The sequence below is a fragment of the Actinomyces sp. HMT 175 genome (assembly GCF_016694895.1).
Taxonomy (GTDB): Bacteria; Actinomycetota; Actinomycetes; order Actinomycetales; family Actinomycetaceae; genus Actinomyces; species Actinomyces oris.
The window spans coordinates 1,065,722-1,083,196 of record NZ_CP068012.1 but is presented as its reverse complement, the minus strand read 5'-3'; the positions used below and the strand labels follow the sequence as shown (position 1 = coordinate 1,083,196).

The following is a 17,475-nucleotide window of genomic DNA, read 5'->3' as shown; positions in this document are numbered from 1 at the left end:
GTTCCTCCCCCTCCCCTGGAAGGACGATGATGACCCTCCATCTGCGATGCGCCGACACCTCCGTGGTCCTCGACCTGCCCGACGACCGTTTCCCGGTGGTGCGCCACTGGGGCCCTGACCTGGGTGACGTCAGCGGTGACGACCTGTCCGACGCGGCCCTGGCCGCCGAGACGTCCTTGGGCACCAACACCGCCTGGATCACCAACGATCTGCCGATCCTGCCCCTGGCCCACCTGGGCTGGAACTCACGTCCCGCCGTGGCGCTCTCACGCACCGACGGCTCGGCCTTCTCGCCCCACCCCACCGCCTTCACCCACGAGGAGGGCTCCGAGGACACCCCGGCCGGAACCGCCCTTGTTGTGCGCTCCAGCGGAACCGACGCCGACCACGAGCTGACCCTGGGCACTGAGCTGCGCCTGGAGGCCTGCGGCCTGGTGCGTCTGCGCGCCTGGGTCCGCAATGACCGCCCCGAGTCCGACGGCGAGCAGGGGGCCGACCTCGTCGTCGGCGAGCTCACGCCGGTACTGCCGCTGCCAGACAGCGCCGACGAGCTGCTGGACACCACCGGCCACCACGTCCAGGAGCGCCGGCTCGTGCGCACCCCCTTCACCCCGGGTACCCGCCTGCGCGAGTCCTGGGAGGGACGCCCGGGGCACGACGCCGTCACCTGGCTGGCGGCCGGCCCCACCGGCTTCGGATGGCGCAGCGGGCGCGTCCACGGCGTTCACGCGGCCTGGTCCGGCAACGTCCGTCACCTGGCGATGAACCCGGCCTCGGGCCGCAAGCTCCTGGGAGCCGGAGAGCTGCTCCTGCCGGGCGAGGTCTCGCTGGCCCCGGGGCAGACCTACACCTCTCCGTGGACGGTCTTCTCCTGGGGCGAGGGCCTGGACACCCTGGCCCAGCGCAGCCATGCCTGGCTGCGCTCGCGCCCGTCCCACCCCACCCGTCCCCGCCCGGTGCTGCTCAACACCTGGGAGGCCGTCTACTTCGACCATGACCTGGACAAGCTCAAGGCCCTGGCAGACGCCGCCGCCCAGGTCGGTATCGAGCGCTACGTCCTGGACGACGGCTGGTTCGGCTCCCGCCGCGACGACACCTCGGGACTGGGTGACTGGCAGGTCTCCCCGGAGGCCTGGCCGAACGGTCTGGAGCCGCTCGTGGAGCACGTCCACGCCCTGGGCATGGAGTTCGGCCTGTGGTTCGAGCCGGAGATGGTCAACGTCGACTCCGACGTGGCTCGCGCCCACCCGGAGTGGATCCTGTCCGACGGCGCCGGCGGAGCGCCCGAGCACCGCCACCAGCGGGTCCTGGACCTGTCCGCTCCTGGAGCCTGGGACTACTTGTTCGATGCCATCTCCACCCTCGTGGAGCGCCTGGACATCGCCTATCTCAAGTGGGACCACAACTCCCCTCTGCTGGCCACGGGGCATGAGGTTGCCGACCCCACCGCGGGGCGCCCGGGGGCGGCCGCCGTCCACGACCAGACCCTGGCCGTCTACCGTCTCCTGGATGCGCTCCATGAGCGCTTCCCCTCCCTGGAGATCGAGTCCTGCGCCGGCGGTGGCGGCCGCATCGACCTGGGGATCATGGAGCGCACTCAGCGGGTGTGGGCCTCGGACTGCATCGACGCTCACGACCGCCAGAACATCCAGCGCGGTACCACACTGCTGCTTCCTCCCGAGATGGTGGGCACCCACGTCGGCTCGGGGCGGGCCCACACCACCTTGCGCGACCTCGATCTCGACTTCCGGGCCGGTACCGCCCTGTGGGGCCATATGGGTGTGGAGTGGGACCTCACCGAGGCCGACGACGCCACCCGCGAGCGCCTGGCCTCCATCATCGCGCTGCACAAGGAGCTGCGCGGCCTGCTGCACTCGGGGGTGACGGTCCATGCGGACCTGCCTGACGACGACGTGCTGCGCATTGAGGGGGTCGTCGCCCCTGATGGCTCCGACGCCCTGTTCGAGATCGCCTCGCTGGGCCAGCTCCTGGCTTGGCCCACGGCGCCGCGCCCTCTGCCCGGTCTGGACCCCTCACGCCGCTACCACGTGCGCCTGGCGGCGCCGGTCTACCCCGAGCTGCGCCTGGCGGCGGGCTGGATGGCCCAGGGCGTCACCCTGCCGGGCTCCTACCTGACCACCACGGGGCTGGCGCTGCCGGTGCTGCACCCCGACCACCTCGTCCTGCTGCGCGTGAGCGCCGTCGACTGAGGGATCGGCGACCCTCCGAGTCGCTGATCCGTCCTCTCTTCTTCTACCCGTCCCTACCCCACCCGTCCGTTTTCGACCCGTTTTCCCTCATCACCGTCGATTTGGAGACCCGATGTCAACCTCGACCCCGGTCGCACGACCATCGCGTCGGCAACGCAAGCCACGCTCCGACCTCAAGCTCGGCCTCGCCTTCATCCTCCCGGCGACGATCGGCCTCGTCGCCTTCTACATCTGGCCCCTCGTCCGAGGCATCTGGCTGTCCTTCACCGAGTACAACCTCCTGACTCCCGAGGAGTTCACCGGCCTGGACAACTACAAGCGCATGGCCCAGGACGACACCTTCTGGAACGCCGTCGTCGTCACCGTGGAGTACGTGGTCATCAATATCGGTCTGCAGACGATCCTGGCGCTCCTCATCGCCGTCCTCATGCAGCGCCTGACCCAGTCCACCTTCGTGCGCTCCATCGTGCTGACGCCCTACCTGGTCTCCAACGTGGTCGCCGCCATGCTGTGGCTGTGGATCCTGGACAACACGCTGGGCATCACCAACCAGCTCCTGGAGTCCCTGACGGGCTCAGCCGTCGACTTCTTCTCCTCGTCGATGGCCATCCCCACCATCGCCATCATCAACGTGTGGCGGCACGTGGGCTACACGGCCCTGCTCATCTTCGCGGGTCTGCAGTCGATCCCGAACACGGTCTATGAGGCGGGCAAGATGGACGGCGCCAGCGAGTGGCGGATGTTCTGGCGGATCACCGTCCCGCTGTTGCGTCCCATCCTGGCGCTGGTGCTCATCATGACGATGATCGGTTCCTTCCAGGTCTTCGACACCGTCTCGGTGGCTACCCAGGGCGGCCCCGTCAACGCCACCCGCGTGCTGCAGTACTACATCTACGACATGGCCTTCGGACGCTTCCAGTTCGGATACGCCTCAGCCATGGCGGTGGGGCTGCTGCTCGTCCTGGCGGCGATCACGATCCTGCAGTACCGCATGACCCGTGCGGGCGAGACGGACCTGGACTGAAGGAGGACCACCCATGACCACGACAACCGCATCCGTCTCCTCCGCACCGTCCCCCAAGGCGCCCGCTGCGGCATCCTCCGAGGCCCCGGGGCGCCGGTTCACCGTCGGCAAGGCCCTGGCCTGGGCGGCGATGATCCTCATCATGCTGTTCACGCTCCTGCCCTTCTACTGGGTCCTGCGTACGGCACTGTCCTCCAACGCGGGCATCACCGCCCACCCCACCAGCCTGCTGCCGGTGGACATCAACCTGCGCGGCTTCGCCCGTGTCTTCGGCATGCAGTCCACTGAGGAGGCACTGGCCGACGGCGGCAGCGGCGCAGCCATCAACTTCTGGCTCTACCTGCGCAACTCGGTCATCATCTCCACACTGGTCACCGTCGGGCAGGTGTTCTTCTCCGCGATGGCCGCCTACTCCTTCTCCCGCCTGCGCTGGAGGGGACGCGACACGGTCTTCGCCGTGTTCCTGGGCGCCCTCATGGTCCCCTCGATCTTCACGCTCCTGCCCAACTTCGTGCTGGTCAAGCAGCTCCACCTCATCGACACCTTCCTCGGGGTGGCACTGCCGACCATGTTCATGACGCCCTTCGCGGTGTTCTTCCTCAAACAGTTCTTCATGAACGTCCCGCGCGAGCTGGAGGAGGCCGCCCTGCTCGACGGAGCCTCCAAGGTCCGGGTGTTCTTCACCCTCATCCTGCCCATGGCCAAGGCCCCGATCTCGACGCTGGCGATCCTGACCTACATCACGGCCTGGAATGACTACTTCTGGCCCCTGCTGGTCTCCTACACGGACTCCTCGCGGGTACTCACGGTGGCTCTGGCCGTCTTCCGCTCCCAGGCCCCTCAGACCGGTCCCGACTGGGCCGGGCTCATGGCCGCCACGCTCGTGGCCGCCCTCCCGATGCTCCTGCTGTTCATGGCCTTCGCCCGGCGCATCGTCAACTCCATCGGCTTTACCGGAATCAAGTGAGGCACCAGATGACGACTCAACCGATCAGCCCTCTTCGCTCCTCACTGTCGCGCCGAGGCCTCCTGTGCGGCTTGGCCTCGGGCGCGGCCGCCCTGACCCTGGCCGCCTGCTCCGGCGGCTCCAGGAAGTCGGGAGCCGGCGCCGTCGAGTACTGGATGTGGGACGCCAGCCAGCTGCCCGCCTATGAGGCCTGCGCCAAGGCCTTCGAGGCCAAGACCGGCATCAAGGTCAACATCACCCAGATCGCCTGGAGTGACTACTGGACCAAGCTGACGGCCGGCTTCATCGCCGGAACCGGCCCGGACGCCTTCACCGACCACATCTCCAAGTTCGCCCAGTTCGTGGACCTGGAGGTCCTGGTTCCACTGGAGAAGCAGGCCGCCTGGGCGGGCGTCGATGAGTCCGCCTTCCAGGAGGGCCTCATCGACCTGTGGAAAGGGGAGGACGGCCACCAGTACGGCTGCCCCAAGGACTGGGACACCGTGGCGGTCTTCTACAACCGGGACATGCTCGCCCAGGCGGGCCTGTCCGAGGCGGACCTGGCCGACTGGTCCTGGAACCCCGCTGACGGCGGAACCTTCGAGAAGATCCTCGCCCGCCTGACTGTGGACAAGAACGGCGTGCGCGGAGATGAGCCCGGTTTCGATAAGAACCGCGTGGCCGTCTACGGCCTGGGTATCCAGGACGCCGGTACCGGGGACGGCCAGACCCAGTGGAGCCCCTTCACCGGCTCAGCCGGCGACTGGTTCTACACGAACAAGGAAACCTGGGGTGACCACTACCGCTACGACGAGAAGGTCTTCCAGGACACGATGGACTGGTACTTCGGCCTGGTGGACAAGGGATACATGCCTCCGCGCGGCGCCTTCTCCTCCACGACCAGCACCGATGTCCAGCTCGGCAGCGGCAAGATCGCCATGTGCTTCAACGGGTCGTGGATGTTCGGCACCTACGCCAAGCTCGACGTCAAGGTCGGGATCGCGGCGAACCCCGTGGGCCCCAACGGCAAGTCGGTCTCCCTGTTCAACGGGCTGGGCGACTCAATATCCAAGCAGTCGGCCAATATCGACAACGCCTCCAAGTGGGTGGCCTTCCTGGGAACCGCTGAGGCGCAGGACATCGTGGCCTCTCACGGAATCGTCTTCCCGGCGATCGCATCCTCCACGAAGAAGGCCGTCAAGGTCTTCGAGGAGACGGGGCTTCCCACCAAGCCCTTCACCCAGCACCTGGAGGACAAGTCCACGTTCTTCTTCCCACTGACCTACTTCGGAGCGGATGTGGGCGCCATCATGAAGCCGGCGACGGACGACCTGTGGGCCAACCGGGTGCCGGCCTCAACGCTGACGAAGTACAACGAGCAGGTCAACCTCCTGTTCAAGACGTCCAAGCACAAGAAGAGCTGACACCTCGGTTGCTCGTGACCAACCACGGGCCGGGTCCGGTACATCGCCGGACCCGGCCCGTGATCGTCAGCGCAGCCCCACGATCTGCCCGGTGTCGAGGTCGACGTCGATGCGCTCGGCGGCGGGCCGGCTCGGCAGCCCCGGCATGGTCGACAGGCTGCCGCAGATCGCGTAGACGTAGCCGGCCCCCGCGGCCAGGCGCACCTCGCGCACCGGCAGGCGCCACCCGGTGGGCACGCCCTTGCGGCCGGGTTCAGCGGACAGGGACAGCGGGGTCTTGGCGACGATGACGGGCAGGTGGCCGAAGCCTGCCTGCTCGTAGGCCTCCAGCAGTCTGCTCGCGGCGGGGGTGTAGTCCACGCCGTCGGCGCCGTAGAGGTCGGCGAGCTTGGAGATCTTGGTGCGCAGGTCGTCCTGCGGCTCGTAGGCGGGTCGGCTGCTGGCAGGCTCTCCCGCCTCCTGGCAGGCCTCGACGACGGCTCCGGCCAGGTCGAGGCAGCCCTCGCCTCCCCTGGTGACGGGGTGGCAGACCGCGACCCGGGCTCCGGCGTCGCCGGCGATACGCGTCACCTCCTCGATCTCGGCGTCGTGGTCGGTGGGGAAGACGTTGACGGCCACGACCGGGGTGATGCCGAAGCCCCGCACGATCTGCAGGTGCTTGAGCAGGTTGGCGGCGCCGTCGCGCACGTCATCGACGTTCTCCTGGAGCATCTCCTCGGGCAGGTCCTTGCCGCTGACGAGGCGGTGGCGTCCGCTGTGGGCCTTGAGCGCCCTGATGGTGACCACGACGACGGCGACGCTCGGGTGCATCCCGGAGACGGCGCACTTGAGGTCGATGAAGCGCTCCAGGCCCATGTCGGATCCGAAGCCGGCCTCGGTGAGGATGTAGCCGCCGTCGCGGGCTCCTGCCGCGGCGACGCGGTCGGCGATGACCGAGGAGCATCCGGTGGCGATGTTACCGAAGGGCCCGGTGTGGACCAGGACGGGGGTGCCCTCGCCGGTGCGCAGGAGATTGGGTTCGAGCGCGTCGCGCAGGACGGCGCACATGGCCCCGGCCGCCTTGAGATCCTCGGCGCTGATCCACTCCCCGCCACGGCTTCGGCCGATGACGATGCGCCCCAGGCGCCTGCGCAGGTCGGACAGGTCCGTGGCCAGCGACATGATGACCATGAGCTCGCTGGCCGGGGTGATGTCGAAGGATGCCTGCCGGGTGACTCCATCGATCTTGGCCCCCAGGCCGGAGACGATATGGCGCAGGGCGCGGTCGTTGACGTCCAGCACCCGGGGCCAGGTGATGGTGCGCTCGTCAATGTCGAGCTCATTGCCGTGGTGCAGGTGGTTGTCGATCATCGCCGACAGGAGGTTGTGGGCGGCGGTGATGGCGTGGAAGTCGCCGGTCAGGTGCAGGTTCATCCGCTCTGCCGGCAGGATGCGGGCGCCTCCGGAGCCGCCGGCTCCGCCCTTGATGCCGAAGGTGGGGCCCATGGCCGACTGGCGCAGAGTCAGGACTGCCTGCTGGCCCAGGCGGGTGAGCCCCTGGGCCAGTCCGATGGCCGTGGTGGTCTTGCCCTCCCCGAAAGGCGTCGGCGTGATCGCAGTGACGACGACGTAGTGAGGGCTACTCGCCCCACCGCCGCTCACGTGCTGGCTGGATTCCAGCGCCCGCAGGTCGATCTTGGCCACATCACGACCATAGGGAATGACGTATTCGGCGGCTATTCCCGCTGATGCCGCCAGCGCGTGGAGGTCGATCGGAGCGTCGGAGCCGTCAGTGGCCGCAATCACCTGGGTCATGGATGAAGCCTAGTCTGAACCTGCTCCCGGCTTCTGTCTTTCGCCATGGAGCCGCCAATCAGTGGAACATTGGTTGCTCCCGGCAAAGAGTCATACCTTCAGCACGCCGAACCTCATTCGACTAGTCTGTCGGTTACCCATCGGTCAACCATGGAGGTTGTTGTGAACCGTCGGATCGTCCTCTCCACCCTCGCCGCATCGGCGTCACTGTGCCTTGCTGTGACGGGGTGCTCCGGCACATCGGGAACATCGCAGACCGGCGCCAGCAGTTCTGCGACTGCGTCGCCCGCGGGCCCTGTCGGCACCGTCGATCCGCCGTCGGATATCGAGGGCCTCGACAAGCTCGGCCTGTCGAAGGCCACGATGAGTATCAAAACCGCTCCCGGACTGAGCAACTATGACGAGAAGGGCCTCACCTACGTCGACCCGATTACGGATCCGGCCGCCGATCTCTCGGTCCATCATGTGACCTGGGACGGTAAGGAGACCTGGAAGGCGAGCGTGCCGGTCCCCAGCGGCGCCGATCCCGCCTCGCTGAGTCCTGTGATGAGCTTCGATGATGCGCTCGGCGTCGTCTCTTACTGGTTCACCACCGACCAGGTCGATCCGAAGGACTCCACCCTCCGCCTCCACCCGGTCGTCGGCAAGCTTCACTGGTTCAACACCAGCACGGGACAACAGGGCTCTGACCCCTTCGCCGAGGACGGCAACACCTACTCATCGCACAGCCAGCTGGTCGGAGGGCTTCAGCTGGGCAACGACGGAGGAATGAGCGCGGTGAAGGTCGTGGACTCCTCGCAGGCCCTTGTGAGTCACTCCGCGCAGGAGCTGGGACTGAGCGGCGGCAGTCGGGGCGAGTTCTACTCATGGAAGGGGCAGGTGCGTTTCAGAGGCACTGAGCCCGCCGACCCCGCAGATCTTCTCAAGCTCAACACCTCCAAACCCATCCCCGACCTCAGCGCCGACGCCCGAATCTGGACCACGCCCACCAGAATCCTGGTTCTGGACCAGTCGGACAGCCGCTTGCAGTCTGTGACCGACAGTGGGGCGCAGGTCCTGGATCTCAAGGGATGCACCATTCCACCCAAGAGCAACCTCACGGTCGGCAGCGGCGACACCTATGACCACCTCGGGCAACTGCGCATCGCCCAGGACGGGACCACGGAGTGCCTCTCCAAGACCATCGGAAACCCCGCCGACACCATCAGCACCACCCTGAGCGATGGCGGCATCATCGTTCGTTCCACCGCCGATGAGGGAAAGACCTTCTCCTTCCGCTATATCAGCGCCGACGGCTCCACGAAAGTCGATCTGCCGAAGAAACCGGTCCCCAGCGCCCACGACAAGCACCTCGTGTACTCCACCTCCGCCGACGGCATCTCAACCGTGACCGCCTTCAGCGAGAAGGACCTCAAGCCCTCGGGCTCCTGAGCCATGGGCTCCTCTCGGGGCTACTCCTCGGCGAGGGCCTTGGCGATGGCCCGCATGGTCACGTCCCGGCTGTAGCCCTTGCGCCCCAGCACGGCCGCGGTGCGACGCCGGCGCACCTCCCAGGGCAGGTGGCCGGTGGCGGAGAGCTTCTTGCGAGCCAGCGCCAGCGCCGCTGAGTCCTCGTCCTCGGAGCTGATCTGCTCGAGGGCCTGAGCGACATCCGACTCACCCAGCCCCTTGCGCCGCAGTTCCTCGGCGATGGCTCGCCTGGCCGCCCCCTTCTCCGCGAAGCGGGTGCGCGCGAGGCGGGCCGCGTAGGCGGTGTCGTCAATGACTCCGGCGGCCTCCAGACGGTCAAGAACCTCGGAGGCTACACGGGGGTCCACCTCCTTGCGCTCGAGGAGCTCGGCCAGGGCGGCGCGAGGAGCCGCGCTGCGGTCCAGGCGGCGCAGGACGATCTCCCGCGCCGCCTCGACCGCCTGCGCATGGGCGTCAGGGATGAGCCAGGGCATCAGAACCCGCCGGCCTCCTCACCGAAGATGGTGTCCGACTCATCCGCCGACGCCTCCTTGGAGGTCTTGACGCTCTTGGAGGTCTTAGCAGTGGAGGTGGCCTTCTTCCCGCGCCCTCGGGCGGTCTTGACCGCGCTCGTGGCGGCGGTGTCAGCGCTCTCCACCGGGACGGCTGCCGCGGCCACGGCGGCCTCGGCAGCAGCGAGCTCCTCAGCCTCCCGGGCCTTGCGGCCGGGCTCACCGATGCCCAGGGCGGCGAGGATCTTCTCCTCGATCTCGGCAGCCAGCTGCGGGTTGTCCTTGAGGAAGTTGCGGGCATTCTCCTTGCCTTGACCAAGCTGGTCCTCCCCATAGGTGAACCAGGCCCCCGACTTGCGCACCACGCCGTTGTCCACTCCCAGGTCCAGCAGGCTGCCCTCGCGGGAGATGCCCTGGCCGTAGAGGATGTCGAACTCGGCCTGCTTGAAGGGCGGCGCCATCTTGTTCTTGACAACCTTGACCCGGGTGCGGTTGCCCACGGGCTGGTCCCCGTCCTTGAGGCCGCCGATGCGGCGTACATCCAGGCGCACGGAGGCGTAGAACTTCAGGGCCTTCCCTCCGGTGGTGGTCTCCGGGTTGCCGAAGAACACACCGATCTTCTCACGCAGCTGGTTGATGAAGATGGCCGTGGTGCCGGTGGAGGACAGCGCACCGGTGATCTTGCGCAGCGCCTGGCTCATGAGGCGGGCCTGGAGACCGACGTGGGAGTCCCCCATCTCCCCCTCGATCTCAGCCTTGGGGACCAGGGCCGCCACGGAGTCGATGACGATGATGTCCAGGCCGCCTGAGCGCACCAGCATGTCGGTGATCTCCAGGGCCTGCTCCCCGGTGTCCGGCTGTGAAACCAGGAGGTTGTCGATGTCGACGCCCAGGGCCTTGGCGTAGACCGGGTCGAGGGCGTGCTCGGCGTCGATGAAGGCCGCGTTCCCGCCGGCCCTCTGCGCGCTGGCCACGGCGTGCAGGGCGACGGTGGTCTTTCCGGAGGACTCCGGCCCGTAGACCTCGACGATGCGTCCCCTCGGGAGCCCTCCGACCCCCAGAGCCACGTCGAGGGCGACCGACCCTGTCGGGATGACGGAGACCGGAGGACGGGACTCGTCCCCCAGACGCATGACGGATCCCTTACCGAAGCTCTTGTCGATCTGGGCGAGGGCTGTGGCCAGGGCCTTGGAGCGGTCCTGGGTCTGGCTGGCAGCAGGCATTGTTCTACCTCGGTTCTCAGGGCGGCGCGCAGCCGCGGCGGGCATGGCTGGTCAACTTCGGCGAGGTCCCCTCTCCGGGGCTCACCAACGACGGTATGCCTGACCACTGACATCTATCTCCGCCCCGCATCAGCCCTGTGGACTCAGGGGGCGTCGTCGTCGTTCGTGGAGAACAGTACCCGAACACCTGTTCGATCGTGACATCATCGTCACGCGCGTGTCGGCGGCTCCACACCTGTCCCCCGCATCCACCCTCGTCACCTGGGCTCAGCGACGCGGATCCGAGCGGAAGATCCATCGCTCGGCATCCGAGCGCTCGGTCTCCTCGCACAGCAGGCCCCAGACCTGCTCCGGGGCCACACCGTCGTCGAGCGCCTGCACGCAGGTCACCCCCAGCCCTGGAAGAACCAGATCCTGGGCCAGTGACCGGCCGTAGGCCGGACCGAAGACCGTCTCGACGGCGTTCCAGAACTCCGAGTGCTTCACCACTCCCCCTTTGTCAACAGGCAACCCGGCGGCGAGTCCACTCATTGTGGCCCCACCGCCGGGAAGGTCGGCTCACTGGCAACGATCTGCGCGCCACAAGAGCGGCGCACGCGGAGCGTCAGCGGATGGTCACCGCAGGGCGACCCCCTGCTGACGCACGAGCTCATCGGGAACCGTGTCCGGAATCATGACGCCCTCGGTCAGGGCGATGCGGTCGGAGACCTCACGCAGCACCATGGACAGGGGGGCGTCAAGCGCCTGGCAGATGGAGGCGAGCAGCTCGGAGGAGGCCTCCTTCTGGCCGCGCTCGACCTCGGAGAGGTACCCCAGGGAGACACGGGCCTGCGAGGAGACCTCGCGCAGTGTGCGTCCCTGGTGCTGTCGGACGCCGCGCAGGACTTCTCCGATCTCGCGGCGTAGGACGACATTCTCGTGCTTCGGGGTGTCCACGGACACACCGTACCCTGCCCCGGGTCCCTGGCGCATCGGCATCCGGTTGTTGATCGGGCGAGTGGTGCGGGGGTGAGTCGTGTTGTTCATCGTCTAGCACAACCATTCACGTCGTGGATTCATTCCCGCCACGTGGGGCCAGCTCTCCGGCTCCGGTGACGTTGAGAACCACTCTACCGGCATTCCTGAGAGAAATCTGAAATACGTCTTAGTCTGCGGTCTGTAGTTGGTCAGTCGTCATTGAGAAGCAATCAGGGCTGCGGCCCACACTCGTCCTTCTGTAGGAAGCCGATGGCCAGCTCACACACCTCCATCACGGTGGCGCACCGGATCTGCGAGCGATCACCGCTCAGGTGCAGCTCGCGGTGCCTGAGCCCCCAAGGAGCGACGACGGCGATATGAACCGTTCCGGCCGGATGTCCGTCGGCCGGCCCCGGCCCGGCCACCCCGGTGGTCGCCAGTCCCAGATCGGCCCCAAGGAGCCGACGCACTCCGTGCGCCATCTGCAGGGCGACATCGCGGTCCACCGGCCCGGTTAGCTTCAGGTGCGCAGCATCGACCCTGAGGACCTGCGCCTTGATCCGGGTGGCGTAGGCCACGACCGCCCCCACGAGCACACGGGAGGCGCCGGGAACCTCCACCAGACTGGAGGCGACCTGTCCACCCGTCAACGACTCGGCGATCGCCAGAGTCATTCCGCGCTCCTCTGCGGACTGCAGGAGAGCCCTCGCCGCGCGGACACGGTCCTCGGCGCCGGGCGCGCCCTCGATCACCACGGCCCCCGGGCGGTCACTGGCCGCCCCGCCCGTTCTGACGGCTCAGCAGCATCGCCTGGCGGACGTAGTCCAGGCCGGTCACCACTGTGACGATGAGCGCCGCAGCCACAATGACGTAGGCCGCCTTGGTCAGGAACGCGGCCGGCCCCGCGGGCAGCATGAGCATGGACCATGGCGTGAGCAGCCCGACCAGCCCCACCATCTGCAGCGCCGTCTTGATCTTGCCGCCGCGCGAGGCCGCCATGACGGCACGGCGCAGCATGAAGAAGCGCATAACCGTGATGCCGAGCTCGCGCACGACGATGAGGATGGTGACCCACCACCACAGTCGTTGGTTGACGCTCAGCAGAACGAAGGCGGACAGAGTCAGCGCCTTGTCCGCGATCGGGTCGGCGATCTTGCCGAAGGAGGTCACCAGCCCCCACGAGCGCGCCAGCTGGCCGTCCAGGCGGTCCGTGAAGGCCGCGACGACGAAGACCACGACGGCGGCGAGCCTGGCCCGGTCCCCGGGCAGCAGGGCGAGCCAGATGAAGACGGGCACGAGCAGCAGGCGCAGCACCGTCAGGACGTTGGCGATGTTGAGCAGCGGCGCCTGCTCTGACGGCGCGGCGCCATCCGGGGCGGTCGGGGCGTTCATCAGGTCCAGCCTAGTCGCGGACGACCTCCCGCCGACGCAGAAACCTCGATCCATCTTCTCAACGGCCTCGCATCCGAACGCCTGCACCGTACGCGCTATGCCCCATTGCAGACGACACGCGGCATAAGATCCGTTCTCACCCGCGGTTCACGCCGACATCCGGGAGCCTCCCCCGCACCACTGGAACGAGCACGAACCGCGCACACACTCTTAAGGTTCACTTCATACGTTCATCATCATGTACCCCTCCACTCCTCCACCATCATCCTCACCGGACTCCGCCGGCCTCAGCCGCAGGTCACGGGATCCTGGCCTGCTGACCGCCGTCGTTCTCACCGCATCCGTCGCCATGAACGGTTGCTCGACGAGTTCCGATCAGGCTGTGCCGGCTCAATCGCCGACTCCGTCCGCCTCCGCCAGCGTCGGCGGCTCGCAGGACGTGCACTTCACCGTGGGTTACGCCGGCGACGTCCTCATGCATATGCCGGTGATGGAGTCCACTCCGGCAGGCTCAGGGGATATCACCGCCAACATCGCCGCTGAGACCCCCTGGGTCGAGGGCCTGGATCTGGCCCTGTGCGGGATGGAGGTTCCTGTCGCTCCGGACGGGGTCTACTCGGGCTACCCCGCCTTCGGCACCTCTACCGAGGTCGTGGCCGCCTTGGCGAGGTCCGGCTGGGACGGCTGCGCAACCGCCTCCAACCACGCCGCGGACCGGGGGGAGGCCGGCGTCGTGGCCACCTTGGACGCCCTGGACGCTCACGGGTTGGGCCACGCGGGCACCTACCGGAGCCAGCAGGACGCCTCGGTGCCCTTCGCGCTCTACGAGCTGGAGCGGGGCGGGCGCACCGTGACCGTCGCCCAGATCTCCACGACCATGGACCTCAACGGCCTGGAGGATCCCACCGGATACTCCGTGTCGCTCAACGACATCGGCGCCATCACGAAGGCGGCGAAGTCGGCCCGTGCGGCGGGTGCCGATCTCGTCGTCGTCCATTCCCAGCTCGGTGAGGAGTACGAGACCACGCCCAACGACAAGCAGGTCTCCTACGCCCAGTCCCTGGCCGACACCGGGCAGGTCGACATCTTCTTCGGCGCTCATCCCCATGTGCCTCAGCCCGCCGAGAAGCTCTCCGGAGGAGTCGGGGGCGAGGGGATGTGGGTGTCGTACTCGGCCGGCAACTACATCTCGAACCAGGATGAGGAGTGCTGCGCCCCGCTGTCCGACGTCGGTCAGCTGGTCTGGGCCGACGTCACCTCCCACGCCGACGGCTCAGTGAGCGTGGACAAGTTGAACTGGCACCCGTTCACGATGGATCTCGCCGGCGGCCACAAGATCAGGGACCTGGCGGCGCTTCACAACGGTGAGCGTCCTGCCGGCCTGGGCCTGAGCACGTAGGAGATCGACCGGCGCTGGAGCCTGCTCACCTCTCAGGTCAAGGACGCCTCGACCGTGTCCACCACGCTGCCCAAGGCCACCGGACCGGCTCCGACGATTCCCAGTCGAGAAGAGGTCATCACACGGGCAGGGGCACACCCGGCCCCGCAGGGCGCGGCGTCGGCCTCCGCCTCACCACGATGAGCCGCGGCCAGTGAGCGACCAGGCGTCCTCGGAGTCCTCATCGGCGGAAGTGTCGTCCCAGGACTCCGACTCCGGCAGGCTGGAGGCGACCTCCAAGGGATCCGTGCTGTAGCGGTTCGACGGCATGACCGCAGTACGGGGCTCATTCGCAGCCGGAGCCGACGGGGCCTCGGAATCGGGCTCGCCCTGCGAGGCGTCAGGGGCCTCGGGACTCTCCGCGCTTCCCGGCGCACCGCCCTCGCCCTTGATCCAGGCCAGGGTCTCCTCGAGCTGCTCGGGCTGGACGAGGACATCGCGGGCCTTGGATCCCTCCGAGGGGCCGACGACCTCACGGGACTCGAGCAGGTCCATGAGGCGTCCGGCCTTGGCGAAGCCGACCCGCAGCTTGCGCTGGAGCATGGAGGTGGAGCCGAACTGACTGGAGATGATGAGCTCGGCGGCCTGCAGGAGCAGGTCCATGTCATCACCGATCTCCTCGTCGATCTGCTTCTTGACCTCCGGGACGACGACGTCCTCGCGGTACTCGGGCGTCAGCTGGGACTTGACGTGCTCGACGACGGATCGGATCTCGGACTCGGTGACCCACGAGCCCTGGATGCGCACTGGCGTGGAGGCGCCCGGGCCCAGGTAGAGGGCGTCACCCTGGCCGGTGAGCGTCTCGGCCCCGTTCTGGTCGAGGATGACCCGGGAGTCCAGTTGGGAGGCCGTGGCGAAGGCCAGGCGCGAGGGGACGTTGGACTTGATGAGGCCGGTGACCACCTGGGCGACGGGACGCTGGGTGGCCAGCACGAGGTGGATCCCGGCAGCGCGGGCCAGCTGGGTGATGCGCTGGATGGAGGCCTCCACGTCCTTGGGGGCGGTCATCATGAGGTCGGCGAGCTCGTCGACGACGACCAGGAGGTAGGGGTAGGGGCTCAGCTCTCGCTGGGATCCCGGCAGGGGCTGGACCTCGCCTGCGCGCACCGCCTTGTTGAAGTCGTCAATGTGCTTGAAGCCGAAGGAGGCCAGGTCGTCGTAGCGGGCGTCCATCTCGCGCACCACCCACTCCAGGGCCTCGGCCGCCTTCTTCGGGGAGGTGATGATCGGGGTGATGAGGTGGGGGATGCCCTCGTAGATGGTCAGCTCCACCCGCTTGGGGTCCACCAGCACCATGCGCACCTCCTCGGGGGTGGCACGCATCATGATCGAGGTAATCATCGAGTTGACGAAGGAGGACTTACCCGAACCGGTCTGCCCGGCCACCAGCAGGTGCGGGGTCTTGGCCAGGTTGGTGACGACGTAGTCGCCCTCGACGTTCTTGCCCAACCCGACCACCAGCGGGTGCGCCTGCTTGCGCGCGGCCTGGGAGCGCAGGACGTCGCCGAGCTTGACCATCTCCCGGTCGCTGTTGGGGATCTCGATGCCGATGGCGCTCTTACCCGGAATGGGGGTGAGCAGACGGATCTCGTCGGAGGCCACCGCGTAGGCGATGTTCTTCTCCAGCCCCGTGATCCGGGAGACGTTGACCCCCCGGCCCCGGTGAACCTCGTAGCGGGTGACCTGGGGGCCGCGCGTGTAGCCGGTGACCGTGGCGTCCACGTTGAACTCGGCGAAGACGTTCTGCAGGGACTCCACAATGGCGTCGTTGGCGGGGGTGCGGGTGGAGTGGCCCGGGCCGGGACCGAGCAGCGCGTCATCGGGCAGGGTGTAGGTCGATCCGTCGGGCAGAGCCATGTCGCTCATGGCGATCTGGTCGGCGAGGTCGGGCTCCTCCAGCGCGACCTCGGGGGTCTCCTCAGTGACGGCGTCGAAACCGGAGGGCGACTGCGGGGTCGGCTGCGGTGCGCTGCGCTTGGCGGATGAGGGTTTGCGCTGCCCTCCTGCGGCCGGGCCGGAGGCCACGGAGCCACCCGCCGGGCCGGCGGGCCTGCTCCGGGTGGCGGAGGCGGCCGAGGATGCCGGGGAGGCGATGACATCAGTCTCCTCGCCCACGTCCGGGATGACGAAGTCCTCGCCCTCGGAGTGAGCCCCGTGATCGGCGCCCGGCTCGAAGAGCTCGGTGATCGTCGTCTGCTGGGCCTGCCGGTCGGCCGAGCGCTTACGGCGGCCACTGCCCCGTTTACGTGAGGCCGATTCCTCCACCTCCAGGGCTGAGCGGAAGGGCTCGTCGCCGTCATAGGAGTCCAGGAGCACCCTCTGATCCGAGTCCGCGCCGGAGGCGCCCGCCCGCTCAGAGCCTCCGCGGACCCGTCCCAGCAGGCGCCGGGCCAGAGAGTCGCCCGATCCATCGGCTCCGTGGGAGGCTCCGTCACTGTCCGCGGCCCGGTACTGCTCCAGCAGCTCGCGAATCTCGGCAACGGTCTTGCCGGACAGGACCAGTGCGGAGAACGCGGTCAGGAGGAGGAACAGGATGAAGGCCCCCACGGAGGAGAACAGTGCCGCCAGCGGGTAGCCCACCAGCCATCCCAGCAGCCCTCCGGCGGCCTCCAGTCCGCCGATGTTGTTCTTGAGGACCGGGTTGCCGCTGCCGACCTGGATCATTCCGGTCAGAGCCGTCAGCAGGCCCAGGCAGCCCACGGAGACCCGTGCGTGCACCGCCCCCAGGCTGTGGACCCGCAGCATGGCGATGCCCAGCGCCGCCAGGAGCGGGGGCACGAAGACGCCCAGGACGCCGACGGGGCCCGCGGCGATGTGGTGCAGGAGATCGCCTGCGGCACCGGAGATCCCGAACCACTCGCGCAGTGCCAGCACCGCTGCGAGGGCCAGGATGAGGAAGGCCCAGCCGGTACGGCGGTAGCGTCCGCCCGAGGGCCCGGTTCCGGGCGCGGAGAAGGGAGCGGTTCCTGAAGCGGAACCGCCTCGATTACGTCCTCTGCCGGTTCCCGGTGAAGGCGCAGCTGTTCTCGTGGTGCGACGATTGGCCATGATGCCCTAGAAACTATCGGATTCTCGGTGTCATTGACCTTGCCACGCCGCCCGCCCC

At 67.9% G+C, this 17,475-nt stretch carries 14 protein-coding genes; 6 read left to right on the top strand and 8 right to left on the bottom strand.

Annotation, left to right across the window (positions count from 1 at the left end; all coding sequences use genetic code 11):
• Positions 1 to 29: 29 nt before the first annotated feature.
• The 4 genes from JJJ14_RS04665 to JJJ14_RS04650 all read left to right on the top strand — a co-directional run bounded on the left by JJJ14_RS04665 (position 30) and on the right by JJJ14_RS04650 (position 5,604).
• Positions 30 to 2,210 (top strand): alpha-galactosidase, encoded by a 2,181-nt coding sequence (locus JJJ14_RS04665; RefSeq protein WP_201444801.1) that lies wholly within the window; start codon positions 30 to 32, stop codon positions 2,208 to 2,210.
• Positions 2,211 to 2,322: 112 nt separating this feature from the next.
• Entirely contained in the window at positions 2,323 to 3,234 is a 912-nt protein-coding gene (locus JJJ14_RS04660; protein WP_070512411.1) for a carbohydrate ABC transporter permease, read from the top strand.
• A 13-nt stretch (positions 3,235 to 3,247) separates the two neighbouring features.
• Entirely contained in the window at positions 3,248 to 4,201 is a 954-nt protein-coding gene (locus tag JJJ14_RS04655; protein WP_101558411.1) for a carbohydrate ABC transporter permease, read from the top strand.
• 8 nt (positions 4,202 to 4,209) lie between these two features.
• Positions 4,210 to 5,604, top strand: coding sequence for an ABC transporter substrate-binding protein (locus JJJ14_RS04650; RefSeq protein ID WP_201444800.1), 1,395 nt, complete (start codon positions 4,210 to 4,212; stop codon positions 5,602 to 5,604).
• Positions 5,605 to 5,670: 66 nt separating this feature from the next.
• Here the strand turns inward: JJJ14_RS04650 and JJJ14_RS04645 are convergent, their stop codons facing one another.
• Entirely contained in the window at positions 5,671 to 7,398 is a 1,728-nt protein-coding gene (locus JJJ14_RS04645) for a formate--tetrahydrofolate ligase (RefSeq protein ID WP_201444799.1), read from the bottom strand.
• Between the two features lie 162 nt (positions 7,399 to 7,560).
• Between JJJ14_RS04645 and JJJ14_RS04640 the strand changes: the two genes are divergently transcribed.
• Positions 7,561 to 8,829 carry a hypothetical protein gene (locus JJJ14_RS04640; RefSeq protein WP_233431536.1) on the top strand — a complete coding sequence of 423 codons (1,269 nt, stop codon included), beginning with the start codon at positions 7,561 to 7,563 and terminating at the stop codon, positions 8,827 to 8,829.
• Positions 8,830 to 8,849: 20 nt separating this feature from the next.
• Here JJJ14_RS04640 and JJJ14_RS04635 read toward each other — a convergent pair whose 3' ends face one another.
• The 6 genes from JJJ14_RS04635 to pgsA all read right to left on the bottom strand — a co-directional run bounded on the left by JJJ14_RS04635 (position 8,850) and on the right by pgsA (position 12,931).
• Complete coding sequence (locus JJJ14_RS04635; RefSeq protein WP_101558415.1) at positions 8,850 to 9,341, bottom strand: regulatory protein RecX; 492 nt, start codon at positions 9,339 to 9,341, stop codon at positions 8,850 to 8,852.
• Positions 9,341 to 10,582, bottom strand: a complete 1,242-nt coding sequence (gene recA / locus JJJ14_RS04630; protein ID WP_009747550.1) for a recombinase RecA — start codon at positions 10,580 to 10,582, stop codon at positions 9,341 to 9,343. The genes JJJ14_RS04635 and recA overlap by 1 nt, the downstream gene beginning before the upstream one ends.
• Positions 10,583 to 10,849: 267 nt before the next feature.
• Positions 10,850 to 11,068 (bottom strand): DUF3046 domain-containing protein, encoded by a 219-nt coding sequence (locus JJJ14_RS04625; RefSeq protein WP_075374468.1) that lies wholly within the window; start codon positions 11,066 to 11,068, stop codon positions 10,850 to 10,852.
• 129 nt (positions 11,069 to 11,197) lie between these two features.
• A complete protein-coding gene (locus JJJ14_RS04620; protein ID WP_004565236.1) occupies positions 11,198 to 11,608 on the bottom strand; it encodes a helix-turn-helix domain-containing protein in 411 nt (136 codons plus the stop codon).
• A 161-nt stretch (positions 11,609 to 11,769) separates the two neighbouring features.
• Complete coding sequence (locus JJJ14_RS04615) at positions 11,770 to 12,291, bottom strand: CinA family protein (RefSeq protein ID WP_201445076.1); 522 nt, start codon at positions 12,289 to 12,291, stop codon at positions 11,770 to 11,772.
• A gap of 16 nt (positions 12,292 to 12,307) precedes the next feature.
• A complete protein-coding gene (pgsA, locus tag JJJ14_RS04610; protein ID WP_201444797.1) occupies positions 12,308 to 12,931 on the bottom strand; it encodes a CDP-diacylglycerol--glycerol-3-phosphate 3-phosphatidyltransferase in 624 nt (207 codons plus the stop codon).
• Positions 12,932 to 13,169: 238 nt separating this feature from the next.
• Here pgsA and JJJ14_RS04605 point away from each other — a divergent pair, with 238 nt between their 5' ends.
• Positions 13,170 to 14,330 carry a CapA family protein gene (locus JJJ14_RS04605; protein WP_236592914.1) on the top strand — a complete coding sequence of 387 codons (1,161 nt, stop codon included), beginning with the start codon at positions 13,170 to 13,172 and terminating at the stop codon, positions 14,328 to 14,330.
• A 171-nt stretch (positions 14,331 to 14,501) separates the two neighbouring features.
• Here JJJ14_RS04605 and JJJ14_RS04600 read toward each other — a convergent pair whose 3' ends face one another.
• Positions 14,502 to 17,417: an FtsK/SpoIIIE family DNA translocase gene (locus tag JJJ14_RS04600; RefSeq protein WP_201444796.1), complete on the bottom strand. Its 2,916-nt coding sequence runs from the start codon at positions 17,415 to 17,417 to the stop codon at positions 14,502 to 14,504.
• Between the last annotated feature and the right edge of the window lie 58 nt (positions 17,418 to 17,475).